Consider the following 21,353-nt stretch of genomic DNA (forward strand, 5'->3'; position numbering starts at 1 on the left):
CGGAGTTATGCGACTGATCTGCGTGAGAACGAAAGCAGAATATTTTTACGCCAAGGGCTGGACGGACTTTTGGTGATTTGCCCGTCGGGCAGTCACACTGCGCGTCACACATTGACGTGCGGTCGTACGGCGGAGTTCTTGCCTTCTCCCCTTGTGGGAGAAGGTGGCGAGCAGCGTCGATCCACCTTCTCCCACAAGGGGAGACGGAAAAAAGAGCGCAATGATGTGCCACGTCAGCATTGACGAAAGCGCCGTCGGCGATTTCAGCTTTCTCCCGGGTTACCTTCACCGCTACAATGCGGCGGAATCACATAAGGAAGAAAACAAAATGGACTTGGGTTTGAGGGGCAGAAACGCTGTCGTGCTCGGCGGCACGCGCGGCATCGGGCGGGCGATTGCGGACACGCTGGCGGGCGAAGGCGCAGGCGTCGCGGTGTGCGCCCGCAACGCGGATCAGGTCGCCGGCACCGTTGCCGAGTTGAAGGCGATGGGTGTGAAGGCGACCGGCGCGCCCCTTGATGTCACCGATGCCGCCGCGCTGAAGTCATGGATATCGGATGCGGCCGGGGAGCTGGGCAGCGTCGACATGCTGTTTTCCAATGCCGGCGCCATGGCGCTGGGTGGCGATCCCGCTTCATGGGAGCAAAATTTTCGGCTCGACGTGCTCGGCGCCGTCAACGCGTTCGAGGCTGCGCGTCCGTTGCTCGAAGCCAGCGGCGAGAAGACCGGCGACGCGGCCTTCGTCATCCTTTCCTCGATCTCGGCGGCGCAGGCGGATAGCGCCAGCTCATACGGCCCGATCAAGGCGGCGCTGATCCACATGGCCAAGGGACTGGCGCGGCAATACGCTGCTAAGAAAATCCGCGTCAACGTGGTGTCGCCAGGCACCGTTTATTTCAAGGGCGGCATCTGGAACGTGGTCGAGCAGAACATGCCGAAGCGCTACCAGGATGCGCTGGCGCGCAACCCGACCGGCCGCATGGCGACGCCGCAGGAAATCGCCAATGCGGCGGTGTTCCTGGCGAGCCCGGCCTCCTCCTTCACGACCGGTTCGAACCTCGTCGTCGACGGCGCGATCTCGAACCGGGTGAATTTCTGAGAGCGTTGCGGAGGGTGGGCAAAGGCGCGTTCGCGCCGTGCCCACCATCCATCCACATAACCAGCTGAATGGTGGGCACGCTGCGCTTTGCCCACCCTACAATTTCCAATGGCTCCGCCGGAGCGAACCAGCGGAGCCATCCTGATCCGCAACTACTTCACCGTCTCCGCGCCGGCCTTGCAGGCCACTGCATCCTGGTCGCCGGTCGCGCCGCTGCAACCGACCGCGCCGATGATCTTGCCGCCCTCAATCAGCGGGAAGCCGCCGGGAGATCCAGTCGGCGGGGGCGACTCCAATGTGATGATGTAGGCCCCGGCAGGTGTTTGCAGCACGTTGTTGATGTTCTGGGTCGGGCGCCGATAGCGAACCGAAGTGCGCGCCTTGTTCTGGGAAATCACCACCGACGCCTGCTGCGTATTGTCCATCTTGTAGAAATAGACGAGCTCGCCATGCGTATCGACGACGGAAATCGCGAGCTTCCAGTTGCGGGGAGATTTCGTGGCTTCGGCAACGACCGCCTTCACGATATCGGCGGCGCGATCGGCAGTGATCGAATTCCCGTACGGGATATCGAACGGCATCTGGTCAGGCACCGCCGCCGGGGTCGGCGGGGCGGCGGCCGGCTGCTGGGCCTGAGCCTGGCCGCAGATCGTCACGGCCGCGCAAGCCGCAAGAATCGCCAAGGTATTCCGACGCATGTCTTCCTCCCAAGGATTATTGATTATGAGGGTATTGATTATGTTGCGGCCGGGCCGTCCCCCTGCGCTGCCCGGCTGAAGGCAACAGTAGGCGTTTTCCGGGCTGCTTGAAACTCAATTTAGGCGTGCGTCTCGCGCCAGCCGCGGCGGCGAAGACAATGGGTGACGTCTCGAACGCGCCCGACGACACCAGTACGGTTGAGAGAGCTCGCCTTACAACTCGCGAAGTAAACCGGTAAATTTGAAAAGATAAACTAAGGAAACTTTACGAAATTACCTTCACTCTGCGGCCTGCTCCAAGACCCAGCCGACTGGGTATCAATGACGGATGGCCCCGATGATTGTCGACGAACAAAGGACAAAAGTGCAGCGCGAACCGCGACGCGAGCTGCGCAAACGGCCGACCTGGTTGACGGTCGACGACGGCGTGACGAAAATTGAATGCTTCGTCCTGGACGTCTCGCCGGGCGGCGCCAAGATCGCGACCGATACTGCGCTTGATGTCAGAGACAGCTTTGAACTGGCGCTGGTGCCCGAACATAAGACGCGCCAGTCGTGCGAAGTGGTTTGGCGCAGGGGCAAGACCTACGGCGTCAAATTTCTGTCCTGAAGAGCGGCGTCTTCGCCGTACCTCGAAGGACGTGGCCTTATGGCGCCCGGCGATGCGACGCATCGTCCAGAGACGGCGCGGAGCCTGTCATTGGGCAGCGCTCGCGCGGACGCGTTGGCGCCTCCTCACCGTGAGGGACGACAGCTATCCTCGGCCACGTGTTAAATTCTTAGCCCGCAACACCAGCATAGAAACTCATGCTGTGAAAATCGGCTGGGCCTGATCGATCCTGACCTCAGGTCGGAATGGCCATGGACCGGATCGGCTACCAATATCGGCGCCGACCCGCGCTCCCCCACCCCATCCTCACCCGCTGACATACTCTGGTCGTGATTGGCCTTGACACGTGACTGTATTATTACAGTTAAATGTCAGTTCGATTACAGCGGAGCGACGAATGAGCTTGGAATGGCAGGCGCGGTCAGGTTCCCTGGCCTGGTCGAATCCCGTGTCGTGGTGGTGGGGCCTGCTGACGCTGGTGAGCGGCGTCAATATCGCAGTCTGGTTCGTGCTGTATCGCGAGCTTCCCCTCCAGCCGACCGGAGCAGCCGGCAGCACGGCCGGCGTCGGGATCATGCTGCTGTTCTGTGCGGCCTATGTTTTCGGCTGCGCCTTCAGATCATTTCTGCCGCGCGCGGACGTGCAGCGGATCTGCCTGTTCGATACCTGGTGGTCCAGCGTTCTGGTCGGACGGTCGGTGGCGACCGTGGCCGAGATCGCTTTTGTGGCGCAATGGGCAATTCTCCTGCACCAGCTCGGCACGATGACCGGGGCGGAAACGACCGTGAATGCCGCGTGGGTGATCGTACCGCTGATCCTGATCGCGGAATGCCTGTCATGGTATGCGGTGCTGACCAGGAATTATCTCGGCAACGCCATCGAAAATTCGCTGTGGGCGGTTGCCTTCTTCATCATCGGCGTCGGTCTTTGCCGCCTGCTTCCGGAATTTCATGGGGCGGTTCGCGTGATCCTGGCGGTCGCCATCGCAGGCATTGCCGGCTTTCTGGCGTTTCTGATGACCATCGACGTCCCGATGTACCTGAACCGCTGGCGGACCGGCGATGCCGATGGCGACAAACGCCTGACGCCCCGCGAGGGCCTGCGCGACGTCAGCACGCGCTGGGTGGTGACGCACGACCTCGCCGAGTGGAAGGATGAGATTGCGTGGATGTCGCTTTATTTCAGCCTGGCGGTCTGGTCCAGCCTCGCACTGTGCGTCTTCTACGCGCTCGAAAATCATCTGCCGCGGTACCGGACCGACGCGGCGATCGTCAGCATGTCGCCTGCGGCAACCGGTCACGGTGCAAACGGCTTCGCGCCGGCGGTGAACGTTTCCACGGCAGATGCGTTGAGGAAGAACGCGGCGCCGTAAATCCATCGCCGGCGTGAGGCTTTGGTTTCACAAGGGCGGGCTTTGGATAGATTTCAGATAGGCGTTCATTTTCTGGCGCTGGCCGCGGCCTTTGCGCTTGCCGTGCCGATCGGCTGGGACCGCGAGAAGCGGGCGCGCAGCGCGGGCTTGCGCACCTTCCCGCTGGTCGCGATGGCAAGCTGCGGCTTCGTGCAGGCCAGCGAAAACCTGCTGGTGCATTCCCCCGACGGCATGGCGAAGGTGATCGAAGGCCTGATCACCGGCATCGGCTTCATCGGCGGCGGCGCGATCCTCAAGCAGGGGACGACCGTGCAAGGCACCGCGACGGCCGCCAGCCTGTGGGCTACCGGCGCGATCGGCGTTTCCGTTGGCCTCGGCAGCTACGACGTCGCGGTGACGGTCGCGGTGTTCACGTTCCTGACACTGAGGCTGCTGACGCTGGTCAAGGAAGAAGACGATATCAAGAAGGACGAAGGCGGCGATAAGTCGGACTGAACCTGATGGATTGTCCACCACGGATTCTCTGGCTGGATTTCAGCGCCTTATCGCCAACGCTGCAGTGCAACCGCTGGCGTTCCGCATTCAGAACTGTGGTGCCAGACGCGCCACCAAATTGTCACGTTGGCGGCGAATTGCGGGCGAAGTGCTGGCGGTCCATTCGCGGCTCCCAACCTCGCCTCCCTGCCACCTACCTCGTTTCCGTTGGACGGCGTCCGCCATTAATGGCTGGCTTTTCCGATCATCGAAAACCAAACTGACATGGGACAGAAAGTAATCGGCGCCGGGTAATGCCATTGGTTTTCACCATCGCTTTTCGAAACCTGTTTCACGACCGGCTGCGTCTTGTTGCAACCGTGATCGGGATCGTGTTTTCCATCGTTCTGGTCACCATCCAGATGGGCCTGTATTTCGGCTTCGGGCGCATGGTGACGACGATGATCGACCATTCGTCCGCCGATCTCTGGGTCATGCCGCGCGGAACCAAGGCCTTCGAGGACCCTTCCCTGTTGAACACGCGCGAGCGCTATCGCGCGCTTGCCATCAACGGCGTGGCCGACGCCATTCCGGTCGTGATCGGTTTTGCCGACTGGCGAATGCCGAGCGGGGCGATGACGCCGGTTTTCGTCATCGGTTCGGATCTGCGGGCTGGCGGGCTGCAACCGTGGGACCTTGTGGAAGGCCGGATCGAGGCGCTGGCGAGCGCCAAGGCGGTGGCGGTCGACCGGACCTATTTCGATCGCCTTGGTATCTCCGGGATCGGCGCGACCGCCGAAATACGGCAGCAACCCGTACAGGTGGTGGCCGTCACCAACGGTATCAGGTCATTCACCACGACGCCGTTCGTTTTCATGGACGTCGAGCGGGCGCGGACCTACACAGGGGTGCCGTCGGGAAAGGCTACCTATCTCATCGTTCGCCTGAACGCCGAAGCCGACAGTGGTGCCGTTCGCCGGCAGTTGATGTCGAACATCGCCAACGTCGAGGTCCTTACCCCGGCCGAGTTTCGCGAGCGCAGCCGCACGTTCTGGCTGTTCGGCACCGGCGCCGGCGCCGCCTTGTTCGCCGGCGCCCTGCTCGGCGTGATCGTCGGTACCGTCGTAGTCGCCCAGACACTCTATGCGAGCACGAAGGAGCATCTGAACGAATTCGCCACCCTGCGCGCCATGGGCTCCTCGCGGCGGTATATCTACAAAGTGATCCTCTGGCAGGCGCTGCTGAGCGCCGTCATCGGCTTCGCTATCGCAGCATTGGTCGGCGACGCCGTCGTTCGGCTGACCGAAGGGACCGCGTTGCCGATCATGATCACGCCCGGGCTGATGGCCGGGCTGTTTGCGCTGACCCTCGTCATGTGTATCGGGTCGTCGATCGCGGCGATCATTCAGGTCACCCGCATCGAACCCGCCATGGTGTTCACGCGATGAGCGAACCAATGCTCGAGGCGGCGAATGTAACGAAGGACCTTGGCCGCGGCGCTGCCAGGGTGGCAGCGCTCAAGGGCGTCAGCCTGGCGCTCAACGGCGGCGAACTCACCTTGCTGATGGGGCCTTCCGGCAGCGGCAAGACCACGCTGCTGTCGATACTCGGATGCATGTTGTCGCCGACGGAAGGGACGGTTCATGTTTGCCAGCATTCAACCGCCGGTCTCGACCCCGAGGAGCTGGCGCGCCTCCGGCGCGAGCATGTCGGCTTTGTGTTCCAGTCGTTTCACCTGTTTCCGACCTTGTCCGCCACCGACAATGTGAGGCTCGCGCTCGACGTGCGCGGTGAACCCCGCAGGGCGGCAAAGGTCCGGTCACGCGAGGCATTGGCAAAAGTCGGCCTGGCCCACAAGATAAAGGCGTATCCGCGCGACCTCAGCGGCGGCGAACAGCAGCGGGTAGCGATCGCGCGCGCCATCGTCGGAAATCCGTCCATCATCCTGGCGGACGAGCCGACGGCCGCGCTCGATGGTGAGAACGGCCAGGCGGTCATGAAGCTGCTTGCCGAGATCGCCAGGGAACGGGGACACGCCGTGCTGATTGTGACGCATGATCCGCGTCTGTTGCCATTCGCGGACCGGGTCGTTCATATCGAGGACGGACGGATCATTGCCGAGGAACGCGGCGGCATTCGCCAAACGCTGGAGAACCACTAGTCATGTCGAAGCGCCGGACCGCTCTGGTCGCCGTCGTGGCCCTGATTGCGGGCGCCGGGGCGCTGTACGCGATTACGGCGATCGCCCCCGTCGGGCCGACAAGGTGGGGCGTGTCGGCCGAAACCCCGACGGAAAAGCGCTGGCAGGCGGTTGCGCCCGGGCGCATCGAGGCTTGCTCGGGCCAGATCAAGGTCGCAACGGCTGTGGTCGGGGTGGTTCAGAAGGTTCTGGTGAAGACCAATGACAAGGTATTTGCGGGTGAGGCGCTGATCCAGCTCGCGGACGATGAGCTGAGGGCCCGGTTGGCGGCGGCGGAGACGCAGACGGCCTTGCGCGAGCGCGCCCGGGACGAGAAGTCGGCGACGGGCAGCGCGAGGACGCGGCGCAAGGCGCTGGATGCCGTGGCCGATGCCGAGCGGACCCTGTATGAAGCGCGCTCGGCCGTTGACCGGTCGGCCGCGAGGCGACGGGCCGGCAGCGGGTCGGAGGCCGATCTGACCGCGGCCCGGCTGGCGTTCACACGCGCCCAGAATGAACTGTCGACACGGCAGGACGAACTTCGCACCGCCGAGGACGACGGGGCCTTGCCGACCTCGCTGGAGGGCCAGCTCAGCATCGCCCGATCGGAATCCACGGTGGCGCGATCCGTCCTCGACAAGATGACGGTGCGGGCACCGATCGACGGTACCGTGCTGCAGGTCAATGTGCGGGTGGGCGAAGTGGTGTCCCCCGGTTCGCCGCAGCCGCCGCTGCAGCTCGCCGACCTCTCGGCACTATGTGTGCGTGCGGAATTGGACGAACGCGACCTCGGGTCGGTCAGATCAGGGCAAACGGTGACGGTGCGGACGGCGGCATTTCCCGATCGCGAGTTCGAGGGAAGCGTTCAGTCGATCGCGCCACTGGTCGAGCCCGGCCGCCTCGAACCGCCGGGATCGCGCAACCAGGCTGAACTGGATGTCGTCCGGGTCACGGTCGGGTTGACCGGAGCAGGAGATCTCACGATCGGAATGAAGGCCGATGTCTATTTCCGTTCGGACAAGGTCGCGAGCCCGTGAAGACGTTTCGTCGCCAAGCGCCACGAAGTTTTGCGCGTTAGCGACGAAGCCATTTCCTCGGGCGACGAAGAAATCCGGAAACGGCAATGTTGTAGTGATGTGGTGATGTGATCAGACAAGGGAGTCGATCATGTGGAACCTCATCGGCTTACTATACCGGGGATATTGCCTGGCCCGGCTGCGGGAGATGCGCAGGTTCGCCCATCACTAGAGCTTGATGACGCGCGAACAATGTGTCGCACCCGGAATGGCGGTTCATGTGACTTGCCGACTTGCGGCGAACCGAAATCGGGAATCAGCTGGCCGAAACCGTGATCGAAGGAGAAGGTTATGCAGCCATCGACAGACGATCTGCTAATACGCCAAATCAGTGCGCTGATCTCGGCAACCGCCGATGCATCCTCGCCCAGCAAGGAATACGCCCCCTTCATGGAGGCAAGGCTATACGAGACCCTGGCTGCACATTGCGCCGAAAAGCAAAGGCTCGCGGCTGCATTCGCCAGAGGTGGAGCCGGAAAGACAAAACGGGGATTGATCTACTGGTAGATCAGAACCGGCGGATCTGGGATTGCATCACCTCCACGAGGATCCTTTGATTTCTTTCACGCCGTGCCCGAGGGAATACGAGTTGGCCCGTTACCTCCAATCAACTCCGGTCGGGCGCACGATCGCCTGAATTGCCCCGGTGGAATGCCGAACTCGCGCTTGAACGCCCGATTGAACGCCGCCTCCGAGTCATACCCGACCTCGGAGGCCACCTGTATCACAGCCTCCCGCGTGGTTTGCAGCATCCTGGCGGCTAGTTGTAATCGCCAGCGCGCCAGATAAGTCAGCGGCGGCTCGCCAAGAAACCGGGAGAACCTCTCGGCGAGGACCGAGCGAGACACCCCGGCCTCGGCGGCAAGTTGCTCCACGGTCCAATGATGACAGGGTTTCCGGTGCAGCAGCGCCAGCGCGCCGCCGACGACCGCATCCCGCGCACCTGCAAGCCAGCCGGTCTGTTCCGGCGGCAACGCCTCCATATAGCGGCGGATGGTTTCGATGAAGAGCGCTTCCGCCATCTTGGAGAGCAGGATCGCCTGTCCCGGTCGCGCGGACCCAGCCTGGGAGACAAGATGGCGCACCGAGCTCTCCAGCCATTCGCCGGCCGGGTCGCCCCGCAGGTTGATCTTGATCATCAGCGGCAGGCCGGCGAGGAAGAGCCGATCGGCATGAAGTTCGCAGCCGAAATAGCCACAGACAAATCTTGTCACCTCGCCTCCGCCGCCCAATCGCATCGTGGTCAGATGGCCGACCAGGAACTCGCCGATCGAAGCTCCGCTGTCGAGGTAGGCCGACGGCGAGCCGTTCGAAACGGTATGGGCATCGCCGTGGGGGATGATCAGGATATCGCCTGCGGCGACGGCGATATCGTCTTCGCCCGGGAAGCGCACGATCGCCTTCCCGTCCGTGACCAGGTGATAGCTGACCAGGCGCTCGGTTCCAGGAGCAAGGACGTGGGCGACGTTTCGCAAATGAGGCACCCGGAACCCCCAGGGAGCGGTGCACTCCGCGTGGTAGAAGATGGCGCCCGTCATGTGCACCGACGCGAGAGCTTCCGATAAGGCATCCATTCCTTGGCTCCCGAACGTGGACCCTGGCCTGCAAAGAACCACGGAGTTTCGGCAAAGTTGCGACTTCGGTTTCTCGCTACATCGACTGCATGGCCTCGGCCGCCGCGATCAGTCAACCTGGCTGCCATGAACCGGCACGAAAAAACTTTGCAAGGAGGTTTCGATGGACAAGGCATTCGACGCCATCGTCATGGGCGCGCGTTGCGCCGGCTCGCCAACCGCGATGTTGCTGGCGCGCAAGGGATACCGCGTGCTGGCGGTCGATCGCGCGTCATTCCCGAGCGACACCGTCTCGACCCATCTCGTGCATCCCCGCGCTGTGAATGCGCTTTCGCGATGGGGGCTACTTGACCGGCTGGTGGCGACCGGATGCCCGCCGATCCATACCTACGCCTTCGACTTTGGCCCATTCACCATTGCCGGCGCCCCCGGTACGGACAGGGATCCCGTTGCCTACTGCCCGCGGCGGACAATCCTCGACAAACTGCTCGTCGACGCCGCGGCCGAATCCGGCGCCGAGCTCCGTCAAGGTTTCATCGTCGAGGAAATCATCGTCGAAGGAGCGCGCGTCGTCGGCATCAAGGGCCGATCGAAGCAAGGCGGCACTGTCACGGAATATGCCGAAATTGTCGTGGGAGCCGACGGGCGGCACTCTCTGCTGAGCGAGGCTGTGCATCCTGAGCACTATCGCGAGAAGCCGCCTTTGCTGGCGGGTTACTACAGCTATTGGAGCGGGCTGCCCACGGACGGCCGCTTTGAAACCTATATCCGCGACAAGCGTGCATTTGCGGCAATGCCGACCCATGACGACCTGACGCTTGTCATTGCCGGATGGCCTTACGCAGAGTTTGCGGACAACAAGAAGGATATCGAGGGCAATTATTTGAAAGCGATCGAACTGGCGCCGGACTTTGCCAAACGGCTGCGCAGCGCCACGCGCGAAGCACCGTTCGCCGGCACCGCGGTGCCAAACTATTTCTGCAAGCCTTACGGCGCAGGCTGGGCTCTCGTGGGGGACGCCGGTTACAACAAGGATTTCGTAACAGCGCAGGGAATTCTCGATGCCTTCCGGGACGCCGAACTCTGCGCCACGGCCATCGACCAATCGTTGTCGGGCACGCGGCCATTCGAGGAGGCCATGAGCGAGTACCAGCACACCCGCGACGCGGCGGCCGGAGCGATGTACGATTTCACTTGCGAACTCGCAACGCTCGAGCCGCCGCCCCCCGAGCTGCAACGGATCCTTGGCGCGGTTCACGGCAACCAGGCCGCCATGGACGGCTTTGCACGCCTGAATGCCGGGACGATATCGCCGGCAGAATTTTTTGCACCTGAGAACGTCGAAGCGATCTTTGCTGCCGCAGTCTCGGGAACTCAAAGGGCGAGTGCATCGTGAAAGCAGCATCAGCTCTCCGATAGCAACCGCAGAAGAGATTAGCTCAGTGAAAATCCCGTGACGGCGGCAGGATGCGGACGTCGCGCGGGTGGCGGATTTTTTGCGCGGGGCTATCGACGTGATCGCGACGGTCGTCGTTGAGCGGCTCGACCAGCGCGGGGCCAGCCGGCACGGGATGCTTGCGGCCCGGCGCATCATTGGCGAGGCCGATCAGGTCGTGGGAGCGGTCGAACATCCGCTGCGCCACCAGATGCGTGACGTGTTCCGGGCTGCTCTGAATATAGCCTTCGACCAGGATGAGGCGGGCGCCCATCACCTCTTTCCGGTACTGCTCCATCACCTTGGGCCACACCACGATGTTGGCGATCCCGGTCTCGTCTTCCAGTGTCATGAAGACGACGCCCTTGGCGCTGCCGGGCCGCTGGCGAACCAGCACCACGCCGGCGCAACGGACGCGGTGCCTGTCGTTCTTGTGGTTGACGTCCTTGCAGGCGACAACGCGCTCCTTCGTGAACCTCTCGCGCAAAAATTCCATCGGGTGGCCCTTCAGCGATAGCCGCACCGTCTGGTAATCGGCGACCACCTGCTCCGGCAGCGGCATCTCAGGCAGCGGCCTTGCGTTCTCGTCGGGCTGCTCGCGGGCGACCGCCGCCTGAAACAGCGGCAGCGGCACGTCGTCGGGCAGCCGCCGCACCGCCCACAGCGCCGCGCGGCGGTCGAGCCCGATGGAGCGGAAGGCATCGGCATCGGCGAGCAGGATCAGCGCGCGCTTTGGCAGGCCGGTGTCGCGGGCGAATTCTTCCAGTGAGGTGAAGGGACGGCGCGTGCGGGCGGCGACGATGCGGTCAGCCCAATCGGTTGCTTTCTCGACATTGTCATTCTCCGATGCGCAATTGCGCATCCGAGAATCCATCAAGCCGCTCATGCGCTGAGGAACAGATTCTCCGATGCGCGATTGCGCATCGTAGCTCGCGCTTCGCGCCCTCCGGAATGACAGTTGAAGTTGCTTCAGCCTCTCCTCATCCTCATCAACCCAGCTAAACCCGTCGATCTGTCGGAAGCCGAGCCGCACCGCGCAGTATTTCCCCTGCCCCTGCTCCAGCGTGTTCTGCGCGAAGCTATGGGACACGTCGATCTCGCGCACCTCGACGCCGTTAGTGCGGGCGTCGCCGACGATCTGAGCCGGCGCGTAGAAACCCATCGGCTGCGAATTGAGCAATCCGCAGCAGAAGGCGTCCGGGTGATAGTGCTTCAGCCATGACGAGATATAGACGAGCTGCGCAAAACTGGCGGCGTGGCTTTCCGGAAAACCGTAGGAGCCAAAACCCTTGATCTGGTCAAAGCAGCTTTTGGCGAATTCCGGCGCGTAGCCGCGCGCGATCATGTTGCCGATCATCTTGTCCTCGAACTTGCCGATGGTGCCGACGTTGCGAAACGTCGCCATCGCGCGGCGCAAGCCGTTGGCTTCTTCGGATGTGAACCTGGCCGCCTCGATCGCGATCCGCATCGCCTGCTCCTGGAACAGCGGCACGCCGAGCGTCTTGTGCAGCACCTTGTAAAGCTCATCCGGCTCGCCATGCTCTGGCGCCGGCGAGGGATAGCTCACCTGCTCGATCTTGTTTCGCCGGCGCAGGTACGGATGCACCATGTCGCCCTGGATCGGCCCGGGCCGCACGATCGCGACCTCGATGACGAGGTCGTAGAAGGTGCGCGGCTTCAGGCGCGGCAGCATGTTCATCTGCGCGCGGCTTTCGACCTGGAATACGCCGAGCGATTCCCCACGGCACAGCATGTCGTACACATTCTTGTCGTCCTGCTCGACGGTGGCGAGCTCCCAGCGCTCGCCCTTGTGGTCGGCAATGAGATCAAAACATTTGCGGATGCAGGTCAGCATGCCCAAGGCCAGCACGTCGACCTTCATCATGCTAAGCGCGTCGACGTCGTCCTTGTCCCATTCGATGAAGGTGCGATCGTCCATTGCCGCGTTGCCGATCGGCACATAGGTATCGAGCCGGTCCTGCGTCAGCACATAGCCGCCGACATGCTGCGACAGATGGCGCGGGAATTCGATCAATTCGGTGGCGAGTTCGACCGCGAGCTCGACCATCGCATTCTGGGGATCGAGCCCGGCCTGACGAACCTGCATCTCGTTGAGGCCCTTGCCCCAGCTTCCCCACACCGTATCGGCAAGCGCCGCGGTGACGTCCTCCGTCAGCCCCAGCGCCTTGCCGACGTCGCGGATCGCGCTGCGCGGACGATAATGGATGACGGTCGCGATAATAGCGGCGCGGTGGCGGCCATAGCGGCGATAGACATATTGCATCACCTCCTCGCGCCGCGAATGTTCGAAATCGACGTCGATGTCGGGCGGCTCCAGCCGCTCCTTGGAAATGAAGCGCTCGAACAGCAAATCAACCTTGGTCGGGTCGACCGAGGTGATGCCGAGCACGTAGCAGACGGCGGAATTCGCCGCCGAACCCCGGCCCTGGCACAGGATGTTCTGGCTGCGCGCGTAATGGACGATGTCGTGCACGGTGAGAAAATAATGCGCGTATTTGAGCTCGGCGATCAGCGCGAGTTCCTTGCGCAAGGTGGCGCGCAGCGTGTCAGAGACTTCTCCGCCGAAATATCTGTCGACGCCGGCCCAGGTCAGGTCTTCCAGATGCTGCTGCGCGGTCTTGCCCGGCGGCACCGGCTCGTCCGGATACTGATATTTGAGCTGATCGAGCGAGAAGCTGATACGGCCGGCAAAGCGCATGGTTTCCGTGATCGCCTCGGGAATATCGCGGAACAGCCGCGCCATTTCGCGGGCCGGCTTCAGGTATCGCTCGGCATTGGCCTCGAGCCGGCGGCCGATCGCGTCGATGGTGGTCTTCTCTCTGATACAGGTCAGCACGTCCTGCAGCGGGCGGCGGGCAGGATGGTGGTACAGCACATCGTTGGTCGCCAGCAGCGGGACTTTTGCCGCAAGCGCCAAGCGATGCAGCCGGGCCAGCCGGCGCCTGTCGTCGCCGCGGTAAAGCAGGCTCGCGGCGAGCCAGACGCTATCGGCGCGGCTGTTCTTCAGACGCGCCAGGATTGTTTGCGCCTCCGCCGCGTCGAAACGATGCGGCAATGCCAGCACCAGAAGCTGGCCTTCGGCGAATTCAAGCAGGTCATCGAACCCCAGATGGCATTCGCCCTTCTCGATCCGCGTGATGTCGTCGCCGCGTTTGCCGCGGGTGAGCAACTGGCACAGCCGGCCATAGGCGGCGCGGTCGCGTGGATAGATCAGGATGTCAGGCGTACCATCGATGAAGACGAGCCGCGTGCCGATCAGGAGTTTTGGCTTATGCTTGACCTCGGGGTTATCCAGTTCCTTCCAGGCGCGCACCACGCCGGCCAGCGTGTTGTGGTCGGCAATTCCGATGGCGGGGATGCCGAGTTCGCTTGCCTGATGCACATAGGCGCGCGGATCGGAGCCGCCGCGCAGGAACGAGAAATTGGTGGTGATGCCGATTTCGGCATAATTATCGAAGGGGCTTTTCATGCGAACAGCCCGTGCACGAACCATCTGACCGGCGCGGGCTCGCCCTCTTCGTCGGCCAGCTCGCTTTCATAGAGCCCGTCACGAAAGATCCAGAAACGAAGTCCCGCCTCGTCCTCGATGCGGAAATAATCCCGTGTCGGGCCATCGCCGTTCTGCTTCCACCATTCCATCGCGATGCGCTCGGGCCCCTCCACCCGCACCACCGCATGGGTGACGCGCCGCCAGGTGAACTGATGCGGCGGGCCGTCGGGCACGGTTGCAAACGGCACGTTGATGGGCTCCGACCTGTCGAACAGCCGCAGCGGCCGCAGCGGCGGCTCGCTTTCGATGCGCTCCGGCCATGCGGCCTGCGCGGCGGCCGCCAGATGATGTTGTGCGGCTACAGCCATCACCGCGCGTTCGGGGATATGCGTGTCCTGCGGCAGATGCACGACCACGCGCTTGCCGCCGATGCGCGCGGCGATGCGATCGATCAGCGCGGCCAGTTCATCATTGTCATGGACATTGGCGTCCAGATCGCGCTGCTGCTGCACCACGATCTCGGTGCGGCTGGCAGAGAGCCTGATGAGATCGAAGCCGAAGCCGGGATCGAGGGGATCGTTCAGCGCATCGAGCCGTTCGCGGAACAGGCGGTCGATCACCTCTGGCTTCGTCACGGGACGTCCGGTCTCGACCGAGATCGTGCGCACCGCGCCGTCGGTGCGGAAAAAGCTTGCTTCCAGCCGCCGCGCACCCTTGCCCTGTCTGTCCATCGCCGTGACCAGCATTCGAGCGAGCGCGGACAGGTTGATCGCGATCACGGTGTCGGTGGCGACCGGTTCGGGAAAGCGCTTTTCCACGATGTAATCCGGCAACAGCTTTCGCGGGCTGATCGGCGCATCGCCCTCGCCCAGCGCCTGCTCCAACAGCGTCGTGAAGCCGGCGCCGAACCGCGCCGTGATCTCGTGGCGGCCGCGCGCGGCGACGTCGCCGATGGTCTTCAGGCCCGCGCGGCGCAGGCCACCGGTAATAACTTCTCCCGCGCCTAGCGCGGATACCGGCAGCGGGCTGACGGCCGCGGCCTCCTCGCCCTCGGCGATAATCTTTCCGGAAGTCTGCCGCGTCAGCGTGCGAGCGCAGATCGAAGTACTCGCGATCGCAGCGCTGACGGCAAAGCCGCGCCGGCTCAGCGCACTGCATAAGATCTGCAGCAGCGCACGCTCGCCGCCGAACAGATGGGCGCAGCCGGTGATGTCGAGATAGAGCCCATGCGGCGGATCGAACGCCACCAGCGGCGTGAATCGGTCGCACCAGTCGGCGATGTCATCGAGCGTCTTGCGGTCGGCGACCTCGTCGGCGTCGAACACCGTCAGTTCGGGGCAGATCGCGCGGGCATTGGCGAGCGGCAGGCCGATCGAGAGACCGGAGCGCACGGCCATATCGTCGAGCGCGTAGATCTGCAGCGCGTTGTTTTGTTTGACGACAACGACGCTGGGTGTTTTATCCAGCGCGTCGCCGTTCTGTAAAAGCTTGCGCTTGATGCGGTCGATGGGCAGGCGTGGCAGCCACAGGCTGAGAATACGCCGACGGTTCACTGAACAGGCACTCATCACAATTCCATTCCATGATCCAGCGGCCGACCGGGCCATGACGGTTACGAACCAGTTGCGCGTCGAAGACGGGCGCGCCCCACGCGGTCCACGGCGCTGACGGCGGCGAATGCGCCGCGCGCACGATCCACCTTGTCTCCGCGGTCGAGGGGCGCGGCTCCGCGGCCATCCGCAGTACAAGTGCGGTGACGCCGGAGGCTGCCGCGGCCAATGTAAGTTTGCGGCTGGCGACGAGATCGAGCTGGCGCGCCTGCCCCCAGACTTCCAGCACGACGACGCCGAGCGCATCGCAGGCCAGCGCGTCGGCGGCGGTCCGCAACGCGGCGTCGGTGTCAGGCGCGCGCACGGTCACCAGCAGCCGCGGATCGAGACCGAGTTCGCAAAGCCCGCTCATCGATAGCGCGCCGGATTCGATTTCCGAAAAATCCTGCCGCACCCAGACCAGCGGCCGGCGCGGCGACACCCTGCCCGCGAGCCCCGCGATGAATCCCGTGGCCGCCGCGCTCTGATGGCCCTCGGCGAACACTTCATGCACCACTGCTGCCGCAAGCCCGCCGCAAAGCGTCGCATCCGCTGCCGCATGGCCGAGCGCGACCTTGTTGAGGTCATGCGCATCGCCATGCGTCTCGAGGCGTTCGATGCGCCCTCGCAAATTCGCAAGCGCGCTTGTGCGTGCGGTGCTCATGCGCCGCTCCTTCGAAATTTTGGCCTTTACCGCTTTTTCCTAGTGAACCCGCGGCTGGCTCATTTGTTCATGATATGTTCTAATATAAAGCTAACCGGCAGGGCAGAGTCAATCGGGATCGACGCTTTGGCGATTCATGAATGGAATCAAAGGGATTCAACGATGGATGTGCAACGTAAGCTGGAAATCCTGGCGGATGCGGCGAAATACGATGCTTCCTGCGCTTCCTCAGGGACAGAAAAGCGGGATTCCAGCGACGGCAAGAGCCTCGGCTCGACCGCGCCGGGCATGGGCATCTGCCATTCCTACGCGCCCGACGGACGCTGCATCTCGCTGTTGAAGGTGTTGCTCACCAATGCCTGCAATTACGATTGCTTATATTGCGTCAACCGCACTTCTTCGAACGTGCCGCGGGCGCGCTTCACCGTCGACGAGGTGGTGAAGCTGACGATCGACTTCTATCGTCGCAACTACATCGAAGGATTGTTTCTCTCCTCCGGCATCATCCGCAGCGCCGACTACACCATGGAGCAGGTGGTGAGCGTCGCGCGGAAACTGCGCGAGGAGCATCACTTCCGCGGCTACATTCATCTCAAGACCATCCCCGAGGCCGACGATGCGCTGATCGCGGAAGCCGGCAAATATGCCGACCGTCTTTCCATCAACATCGAGATGCCGCTGGAGAACAGCCTCGCCAAATTCGCTCCGGAAAAGGATGTGCGCGCGATCCGCCGCACCATGGGCCGGTTGCGGCTGAAGCTCGATGAGGCGAAAGCGAACAATCAGGCCGCAACGAAGGCAAAGCCGCCGCGCTTTGCGCCTGCCGGCCAGAGCACGCAGATGATCATCGGGGCGGATGCGGCCAATGACAAAACCATCCTCGACACCAGCGCCAATCTCTACGGCTCCTACCGGCTCAAGCGCGTCTATTATTCAGCCTTCAGCCCGATCCCGGATGCCAGCCGCGCGCTGCCGCTGGTACCGCCGCCGCTCATTCGCGAGCACCGGCTCTATCAGGCCGACTGGCTGATGCGGTTTTACGGCTTTGACGCTGGCGAGATCGTCGACGAGGCGAAAGGCATGCTGCCGCTCGACATCGATCCAAAACTGGCCTGGGCGCTGCGCCACCGCGACCGCTTCCCGCTCGATGTCGCAACCGCCAGCCGGGAAGAATTGTTGCGGGTGCCGGGCTTCGGCAACAAGGCCGTCGACCGCATCATCGCCACGCGCCGCCTGACCTCGATCCGCGTCGCTGATCTGTCGCGGCTGCATATCCCGCGGAAGAAGGCGCTGCCGTTCGTCGTGCTCAGCGATCACCGGCCATCGCCGCATCTGCTCGATGACGCGGGGCTGGTGGAGCGGTTCAAGCCGAAGGCGACACAACTGGGATTTGGATTCTAAACCCGCAGCGTCATTGCGAGGAGCGAAGCGACGAAGCAATCCATGTCTCAACAAGCGAAGAAATGGATTGCTTCGCTTCGCTCGCAATGACGGAGAAAGCACCATGCACCACATCACCCTCGACAACGAAACCGACTTCGACGGCTGGCGCAAAGCCGCCCGCGCGCTGGCGCTGAACGATGTGAAACCGTCCGACGTGAACTGGCGCGTGGCTGATGATGCGCCCGAATTGTTCGAGCCGACGGTGCCCCCGCTCGAGCCGCCCGGCACGTTCAACGTACCGGCCAAATTCGTCGAACTGGCAGAAGTCGCGATCCTGCATCGCAATCCCGAGCGGTTCGCCCTGCTCTATCGCCTGCTGTGGCGGTTGCGAATTCATCACGATCTCATTGATATCGCAACCGATCATGGCGTGGCCGAGCTCGCCGCGATGGCGAAGGCCGTGCGCCGCGACGAGCACAAGATGCACGCCTTTGTCCGCTTTCGCGAAGTCGGCCGCGAACAGAACTCGCACTTCGTGGCCTGGTTCGAACCGGAGCACCACATCGTCGAACTGGCCGCGCCGTTCTTTGCGCGCCGTTTCGCCGACATGCCCTGGTCGATCCTGACGCCGGACGCCTGCGCGCATTGGGACGGCCATGCCGTCTCGATCACGCCAGGCGTGGCCAGGAGCGAAGCCCCGACCGCGGACCGGCTGGAGGAAACCTGGCGGCGTTACTACGCCAGCATTTTCAATCCTGCCCGGGTGAAGGTGCAGGCCATGCAGAAGGAGATGCCCCGCAAATACTGGCGGAACCTGCCGGAGGCTTCATTGATTAAACCGCTGATCGAAAGCGCCGAACGTACCGCGAGCACCATGATCGCGAATGCGGCGACCGAACCGCACAAGCCTCAGAAACGGCTGGAACCGCCCGAAGCAAACAAAATGGCCCGCAAAGACGATATAGAGACGCTGCACGAGGAAGCCGCCGATTGCCGCGCCTGTCCTCTCTACAAGAATGCGACCCAGACCGTGTTCGGCGAAGGCCCGCCAACCGCGCGGATCATGCTGGTCGGCGAGCAGCCCGGCGACAAGGAAGACCTCGCCGGCAAACCGTTCGTCGGGCCCGCGGGGCAAATGCTCGACCGCGCGCTGCAAGAAGCCGGCATAGACCGCCGCACAGTCTACGTCACCAATGCGGTCAAGCATTTCAAGTTCGTGCCGCGCGGCAAGATCCGCCTGCACCAGAAGCCGAACACGCCGGAGATCAAGGCGTGCCGGCAGTGGTATGAACGCGAACTGGCCGCGATCAAACCCGCTCTGGTGGTGGCCATGGGCGCCACCGCGGCGCAAAGCGTGGTCGGGAAAATCACGCCGATCAACAAGAACCGGGGCCGCCCGATCGATCTCGACGACGGCTCCAGGGCGCTGGTGACGGTGCACCCGTCCTATCTGTTGCGGTTGCCCGATGCCGATGCCAAGGCGCGGGAATACCAACGCTTCGTTCAAGACCTCAAAATCGCCGCCGACATGCTGCGAAAATCGGCACATGCGGCCTGAATTCCGCCAACCCGGCAGCCGCAATTTCTGGTGAAATATAGCGGGAAAAATTGACAATCGCATTTGCAACCATTAATTGATTGAAGACACAATCGCATTCTCAAGGGAATGTGGGACGTCTGGTCACGCCTGACGCTCCCATAAGGTCGACGCGCTGCGCGGTACCCCTTCAGCCCCGGCGCCGTGCAGCGCGCGACCTAACTCTTCCGCCGCAAAGCCCTCCGGCAACAGAGGCGGCGTGCAACCGCTCAGCCGCGCGCGACCGAAATAGCTCAGCTCTCATTCAAAGGATGGGAGCGGCCCAATCGCGCGGCCCTCCTCGCCAATCCCCAACGATTCCAAGGGGGAGTATCCGACGCCAAGGCATACGCCCGCGCCGGCGCACATTGCATCGCCTCCCCGCTACCCGAGCCAACCGCTGACTGTCATCTAACCTTCAAGTCCCTCGGTCAAAGATGCCGCCCTCTCAGCATATTACGACGGGGGTCAGAATGACCGATATTACACTCGATTCATCGATCGGCGACGCAGCGCCGATCCAGCCAGCCTCGCGGCCGAACCTCGACAAGGGTTTCAATCCGCTGACCATGATCCTGTTCTTCGGCATCCTCGCCGCCGGGCTGCTGTACGTCGCCTACAGCATCTACGCCGACATCGACGCGACCGGCATGCGGGTCACCGCTTTCCTGCCCTACATCCTGCTGTTCGTGGCGCTCCTGATCGCGCTCGGCTTCGAATTCGTCAACGGTTTCCACGACACCGCCAACGCGGTCGCGACCGTGATCTACACCCATTCGCTGCCGGCGGAATTCGCCGTGATGTGGTCGGGCTTTTTCAATTTCCTCGGCGTGCTGCTGTCCTCGGGCGCGGTCGCCTTCGGCATCGTCTCGCTGCTGCCGGTGGAATTGATCCTGCAGGTCGGAAGCAGCGCCGGCTTCGCGATGGTGTTCGCGCTACTGATCGCCGCCATCATCTGGAACCTCGGTACCTGGTATTTCGGCCTGCCGGCGTCCTCTTCGCACACGTTGATCGGCTCGATCATCGGCGTCGGCATTGCCAATGCGCTGATGCGCGGCCGCGACGGCACCTCGGGCGTCGACTGGACCAAGGCGACCGAGATCGGCTACGCGCTGCTGCTCTCGCCGCTGTTCGGCTTCTGCATGGCGGCGATCCTGCTGCTGGTGTTGAAGTTCATCGTTCGCAATCCGGCCCTGTATGCCGCGCCTGAAGGCAACAAGCCGCCGCCGCTGTGGATCCGCAGCATCCTGATCGCGACCTGCACCGGCGTCAGCTTCGCCCACGGCTCCAACGACGGCCAGAAGGGCATGGGCCTGATCATGCTGATCCTGATCGGTACGGTGCCGACCGCCTACGCGTTGAACCGCGCGCTGCCGGAATCCCAGGTGGCGCAGTTCCAGAAGACCTCGGAGGCCGCCTCCAAGGTGGTCGCCGCCAAGGGCGCCGGCCACAGCATCATCGGCGATCCCAGGCCGGCGGTGACGCAATACGTCGCCACCCGCCAGATCAGCGAAGGCACCTATCCCTCGCTGGCCGTGCTGGTGAAGGACGTCGGCGAGCAGGTCCAGAAATACGGCTCGCTGAACAAGGTGCCGGCGGAAGCCGTCGGCAACACCCGCAACGACATGTACCTGACTTCGGAAGCGATCCGCTTCCTGATGAAGGACAAGGAAAACGACCTGAAGAAGGAAGAGGTCGATACCCTCAAGGCGTACAAGGGCTCGCTCGACTCAGCCACCAAGTTCATCCCGCTCTGGGTCAAGATCGCGGTGGCGATCGCGCTCGGGCTGGGCACCATGATCGGCTGGAAGCGCATCGTCGTCACCGTCGGCGAGAAGATCGGCAAGTCGCATCTGACCTATGCGCAGGGCGCGTCCGCCGAACTGGTTGCCGCCGCCACGATCGGCGCCGCCGACGTGTTCGGCCTGCCGGTTTCCACCACGCATGTGCTGTCATCCGGCGTCGCCGGCACTATGGCAGCCAACGGTTCGGGCCTGCAGATGGCAACCATTCGCAATCTCCTGATGGCATGGGTGCTGACGCTGCCGGCTGCGATCTGCCTGTCGGCAGGCCTCTACGTGCTGTTCTCGAATCTGTTCTGACAACGACAAAC

17 protein-coding genes are annotated in these 21,353 nt (G+C 63.2%); 12 read left to right on the plus strand and 5 right to left on the minus strand.

Annotated features, from left to right (window positions below; all coding sequences use genetic code 11):
- The first annotated feature begins 328 nt into the window (after positions 1-328).
- On the plus strand, positions 329-1,099 hold the full coding sequence (locus ACVWVY_RS35475; RefSeq protein WP_456630743.1) for an SDR family NAD(P)-dependent oxidoreductase: 771 nt from the start codon (positions 329-331) through the stop codon (positions 1,097-1,099).
- 152 nt (positions 1,100-1,251) lie between these two features.
- Here ACVWVY_RS35475 and ACVWVY_RS35480 read toward each other — a convergent pair whose 3' ends face one another.
- The gene (locus tag ACVWVY_RS35480) at positions 1,252-1,797 is read right to left on the minus strand and encodes a GlcG/HbpS family heme-binding protein (RefSeq protein WP_456630744.1); all 546 of its coding nucleotides are present in this window, start codon (positions 1,795-1,797) and stop codon (positions 1,252-1,254) included.
- A gap of 337 nt (positions 1,798-2,134) precedes the next feature.
- On the opposite strand from ACVWVY_RS35480, the gene ACVWVY_RS35485 reads away from it, so the two are divergent.
- From ACVWVY_RS35485 to ACVWVY_RS35515, 7 genes are all read left to right on the plus strand, one after another.
- Positions 2,135-2,407 (plus strand): PilZ domain-containing protein, encoded by a 273-nt coding sequence (locus ACVWVY_RS35485; protein WP_456630745.1) that lies wholly within the window; start codon positions 2,135-2,137, stop codon positions 2,405-2,407.
- A gap of 397 nt (positions 2,408-2,804) precedes the next feature.
- Positions 2,805-3,779 (plus strand): hypothetical protein, encoded by a 975-nt coding sequence (locus ACVWVY_RS35490; RefSeq protein ID WP_456630746.1) that lies wholly within the window; start codon positions 2,805-2,807, stop codon positions 3,777-3,779.
- Positions 3,780-3,821: 42 nt separating this feature from the next.
- On the plus strand, positions 3,822-4,274 hold the full coding sequence (locus ACVWVY_RS35495; RefSeq protein WP_456630747.1) for an MgtC/SapB family protein: 453 nt from the start codon (positions 3,822-3,824) through the stop codon (positions 4,272-4,274).
- A 293-nt stretch (positions 4,275-4,567) separates the two neighbouring features.
- Positions 4,568-5,701 (plus strand): ABC transporter permease, encoded by a 1,134-nt coding sequence (locus ACVWVY_RS35500; protein WP_456630748.1) that lies wholly within the window; start codon positions 4,568-4,570, stop codon positions 5,699-5,701.
- A complete protein-coding gene (locus ACVWVY_RS35505; protein WP_456630749.1) occupies positions 5,698-6,414 on the plus strand; it encodes an ABC transporter ATP-binding protein in 717 nt (238 codons plus the stop codon). The genes ACVWVY_RS35500 and ACVWVY_RS35505 overlap by 4 nt, the downstream gene beginning before the upstream one ends.
- Before the next feature lie 2 nt (positions 6,415-6,416).
- Positions 6,417-7,469, plus strand: coding sequence for an HlyD family secretion protein (locus tag ACVWVY_RS35510; protein WP_456630750.1), 1,053 nt, complete (start codon positions 6,417-6,419; stop codon positions 7,467-7,469).
- 330 nt (positions 7,470-7,799) lie between these two features.
- Positions 7,800-8,015: a hypothetical protein gene (locus tag ACVWVY_RS35515; RefSeq protein WP_456630751.1), complete on the plus strand. Its 216-nt coding sequence runs from the start codon at positions 7,800-7,802 to the stop codon at positions 8,013-8,015.
- A gap of 56 nt (positions 8,016-8,071) precedes the next feature.
- Here ACVWVY_RS35515 and ACVWVY_RS35520 read toward each other — a convergent pair whose 3' ends face one another.
- Positions 8,072-9,082 (minus strand): AraC family transcriptional regulator, encoded by a 1,011-nt coding sequence (locus ACVWVY_RS35520; protein ID WP_456630752.1) that lies wholly within the window; start codon positions 9,080-9,082, stop codon positions 8,072-8,074.
- A 163-nt stretch (positions 9,083-9,245) separates the two neighbouring features.
- On the opposite strand from ACVWVY_RS35520, the gene ACVWVY_RS35525 reads away from it, so the two are divergent.
- On the plus strand, positions 9,246-10,478 hold the full coding sequence (locus ACVWVY_RS35525) for an NAD(P)/FAD-dependent oxidoreductase (protein ID WP_456630753.1): 1,233 nt from the start codon (positions 9,246-9,248) through the stop codon (positions 10,476-10,478).
- Positions 10,479-10,521: 43 nt separating this feature from the next.
- Here ACVWVY_RS35525 and ACVWVY_RS35530 read toward each other — a convergent pair whose 3' ends face one another.
- The 3 genes from ACVWVY_RS35530 to ACVWVY_RS35540 are packed head-to-tail and all read right to left on the minus strand — an operon-like array spanning position 10,522 to position 16,281.
- A complete protein-coding gene (locus ACVWVY_RS35530; RefSeq protein WP_456630754.1) occupies positions 10,522-14,007 on the minus strand; it encodes an error-prone DNA polymerase in 3,486 nt (1,161 codons plus the stop codon).
- Entirely contained in the window at positions 14,004-15,596 is a 1,593-nt protein-coding gene (locus ACVWVY_RS35535; RefSeq protein WP_456630755.1) for a Y-family DNA polymerase, read from the minus strand. The genes ACVWVY_RS35530 and ACVWVY_RS35535 overlap by 4 nt, the downstream gene beginning before the upstream one ends.
- Positions 15,487-16,281 (minus strand): ImuA family protein, encoded by a 795-nt coding sequence (locus tag ACVWVY_RS35540; RefSeq protein WP_456630756.1) that lies wholly within the window; start codon positions 16,279-16,281, stop codon positions 15,487-15,489. Before ACVWVY_RS35540 ends, ACVWVY_RS35535 begins: the two co-directional genes overlap by 110 nt.
- A 162-nt stretch (positions 16,282-16,443) precedes the next feature.
- Here ACVWVY_RS35540 and ACVWVY_RS35545 point away from each other — a divergent pair, with 162 nt between their 5' ends.
- The 3 genes from ACVWVY_RS35545 to ACVWVY_RS35555 all read left to right on the plus strand — a co-directional run bounded on the left by ACVWVY_RS35545 (position 16,444) and on the right by ACVWVY_RS35555 (position 21,342).
- Complete coding sequence (locus tag ACVWVY_RS35545) at positions 16,444-17,682, plus strand: putative DNA modification/repair radical SAM protein (RefSeq protein ID WP_456630757.1); 1,239 nt, start codon at positions 16,444-16,446, stop codon at positions 17,680-17,682.
- 103 nt (positions 17,683-17,785) lie between these two features.
- Entirely contained in the window at positions 17,786-19,222 is a 1,437-nt protein-coding gene (locus ACVWVY_RS35550) for a UdgX family uracil-DNA binding protein (RefSeq protein WP_456630758.1), read from the plus strand.
- A 491-nt stretch (positions 19,223-19,713) separates the two neighbouring features.
- Positions 19,714-21,342 (plus strand): inorganic phosphate transporter, encoded by a 1,629-nt coding sequence (locus ACVWVY_RS35555; protein ID WP_456630759.1) that lies wholly within the window; start codon positions 19,714-19,716, stop codon positions 21,340-21,342.
- Positions 21,343-21,353 lie beyond the last annotated feature (11 nt).

The organism is Bradyrhizobium sp. URHC0002 (assembly GCF_054059515.1).

Bases quoted from the DNA above. Each gene is read 5' to 3' on its own strand.
- ACVWVY_RS35485 (WP_456630745.1), top strand. From the start codon at position 2,135: ATGATTGTCGACGAACAAAGGACAAAAGTGCAGCGCGAACCGCGACGC.
- ACVWVY_RS35480 (WP_456630744.1), bottom strand. From the start codon at position 1,797: ATGCGTCGGAATACCTTGGCGATTCTTGCGGCTTGCGCGGCCGTGACG.
- ACVWVY_RS35535 (WP_456630755.1), bottom strand. From the start codon at position 15,596: ATGAGTGCCTGTTCAGTGAACCGTCGGCGTATTCTCAGCCTGTGGCTG.
- ACVWVY_RS35550 (WP_456630758.1), top strand. From the start codon at position 17,786: ATGCACCACATCACCCTCGACAACGAAACCGACTTCGACGGCTGGCGC.
- ACVWVY_RS35505 (WP_456630749.1), top strand. From the start codon at position 5,698: ATGAGCGAACCAATGCTCGAGGCGGCGAATGTAACGAAGGACCTTGGC.
- ACVWVY_RS35525 (WP_456630753.1), top strand. From the start codon at position 9,246: ATGGACAAGGCATTCGACGCCATCGTCATGGGCGCGCGTTGCGCCGGC.
- ACVWVY_RS35545 (WP_456630757.1), top strand. From the start codon at position 16,444: ATGGATGTGCAACGTAAGCTGGAAATCCTGGCGGATGCGGCGAAATAC.
- ACVWVY_RS35530 (WP_456630754.1), bottom strand. From the start codon at position 14,007: ATGAAAAGCCCCTTCGATAATTATGCCGAAATCGGCATCACCACCAAT.
- ACVWVY_RS35515 (WP_456630751.1), top strand. From the start codon at position 7,800: ATGCAGCCATCGACAGACGATCTGCTAATACGCCAAATCAGTGCGCTG.
- ACVWVY_RS35555 (WP_456630759.1), top strand. From the start codon at position 19,714: ATGACCGATATTACACTCGATTCATCGATCGGCGACGCAGCGCCGATC.
- ACVWVY_RS35520 (WP_456630752.1), bottom strand. From the start codon at position 9,082: ATGGATGCCTTATCGGAAGCTCTCGCGTCGGTGCACATGACGGGCGCC.
- ACVWVY_RS35475 (WP_456630743.1), top strand. From the start codon at position 329: ATGGACTTGGGTTTGAGGGGCAGAAACGCTGTCGTGCTCGGCGGCACG.
- ACVWVY_RS35510 (WP_456630750.1), top strand. From the start codon at position 6,417: ATGTCGAAGCGCCGGACCGCTCTGGTCGCCGTCGTGGCCCTGATTGCG.
- ACVWVY_RS35540 (WP_456630756.1), bottom strand. From the start codon at position 16,281: ATGAGCACCGCACGCACAAGCGCGCTTGCGAATTTGCGAGGGCGCATC.
- ACVWVY_RS35500 (WP_456630748.1), top strand. From the start codon at position 4,568: ATGCCATTGGTTTTCACCATCGCTTTTCGAAACCTGTTTCACGACCGG.
- ACVWVY_RS35490 (WP_456630746.1), top strand. From the start codon at position 2,805: ATGAGCTTGGAATGGCAGGCGCGGTCAGGTTCCCTGGCCTGGTCGAAT.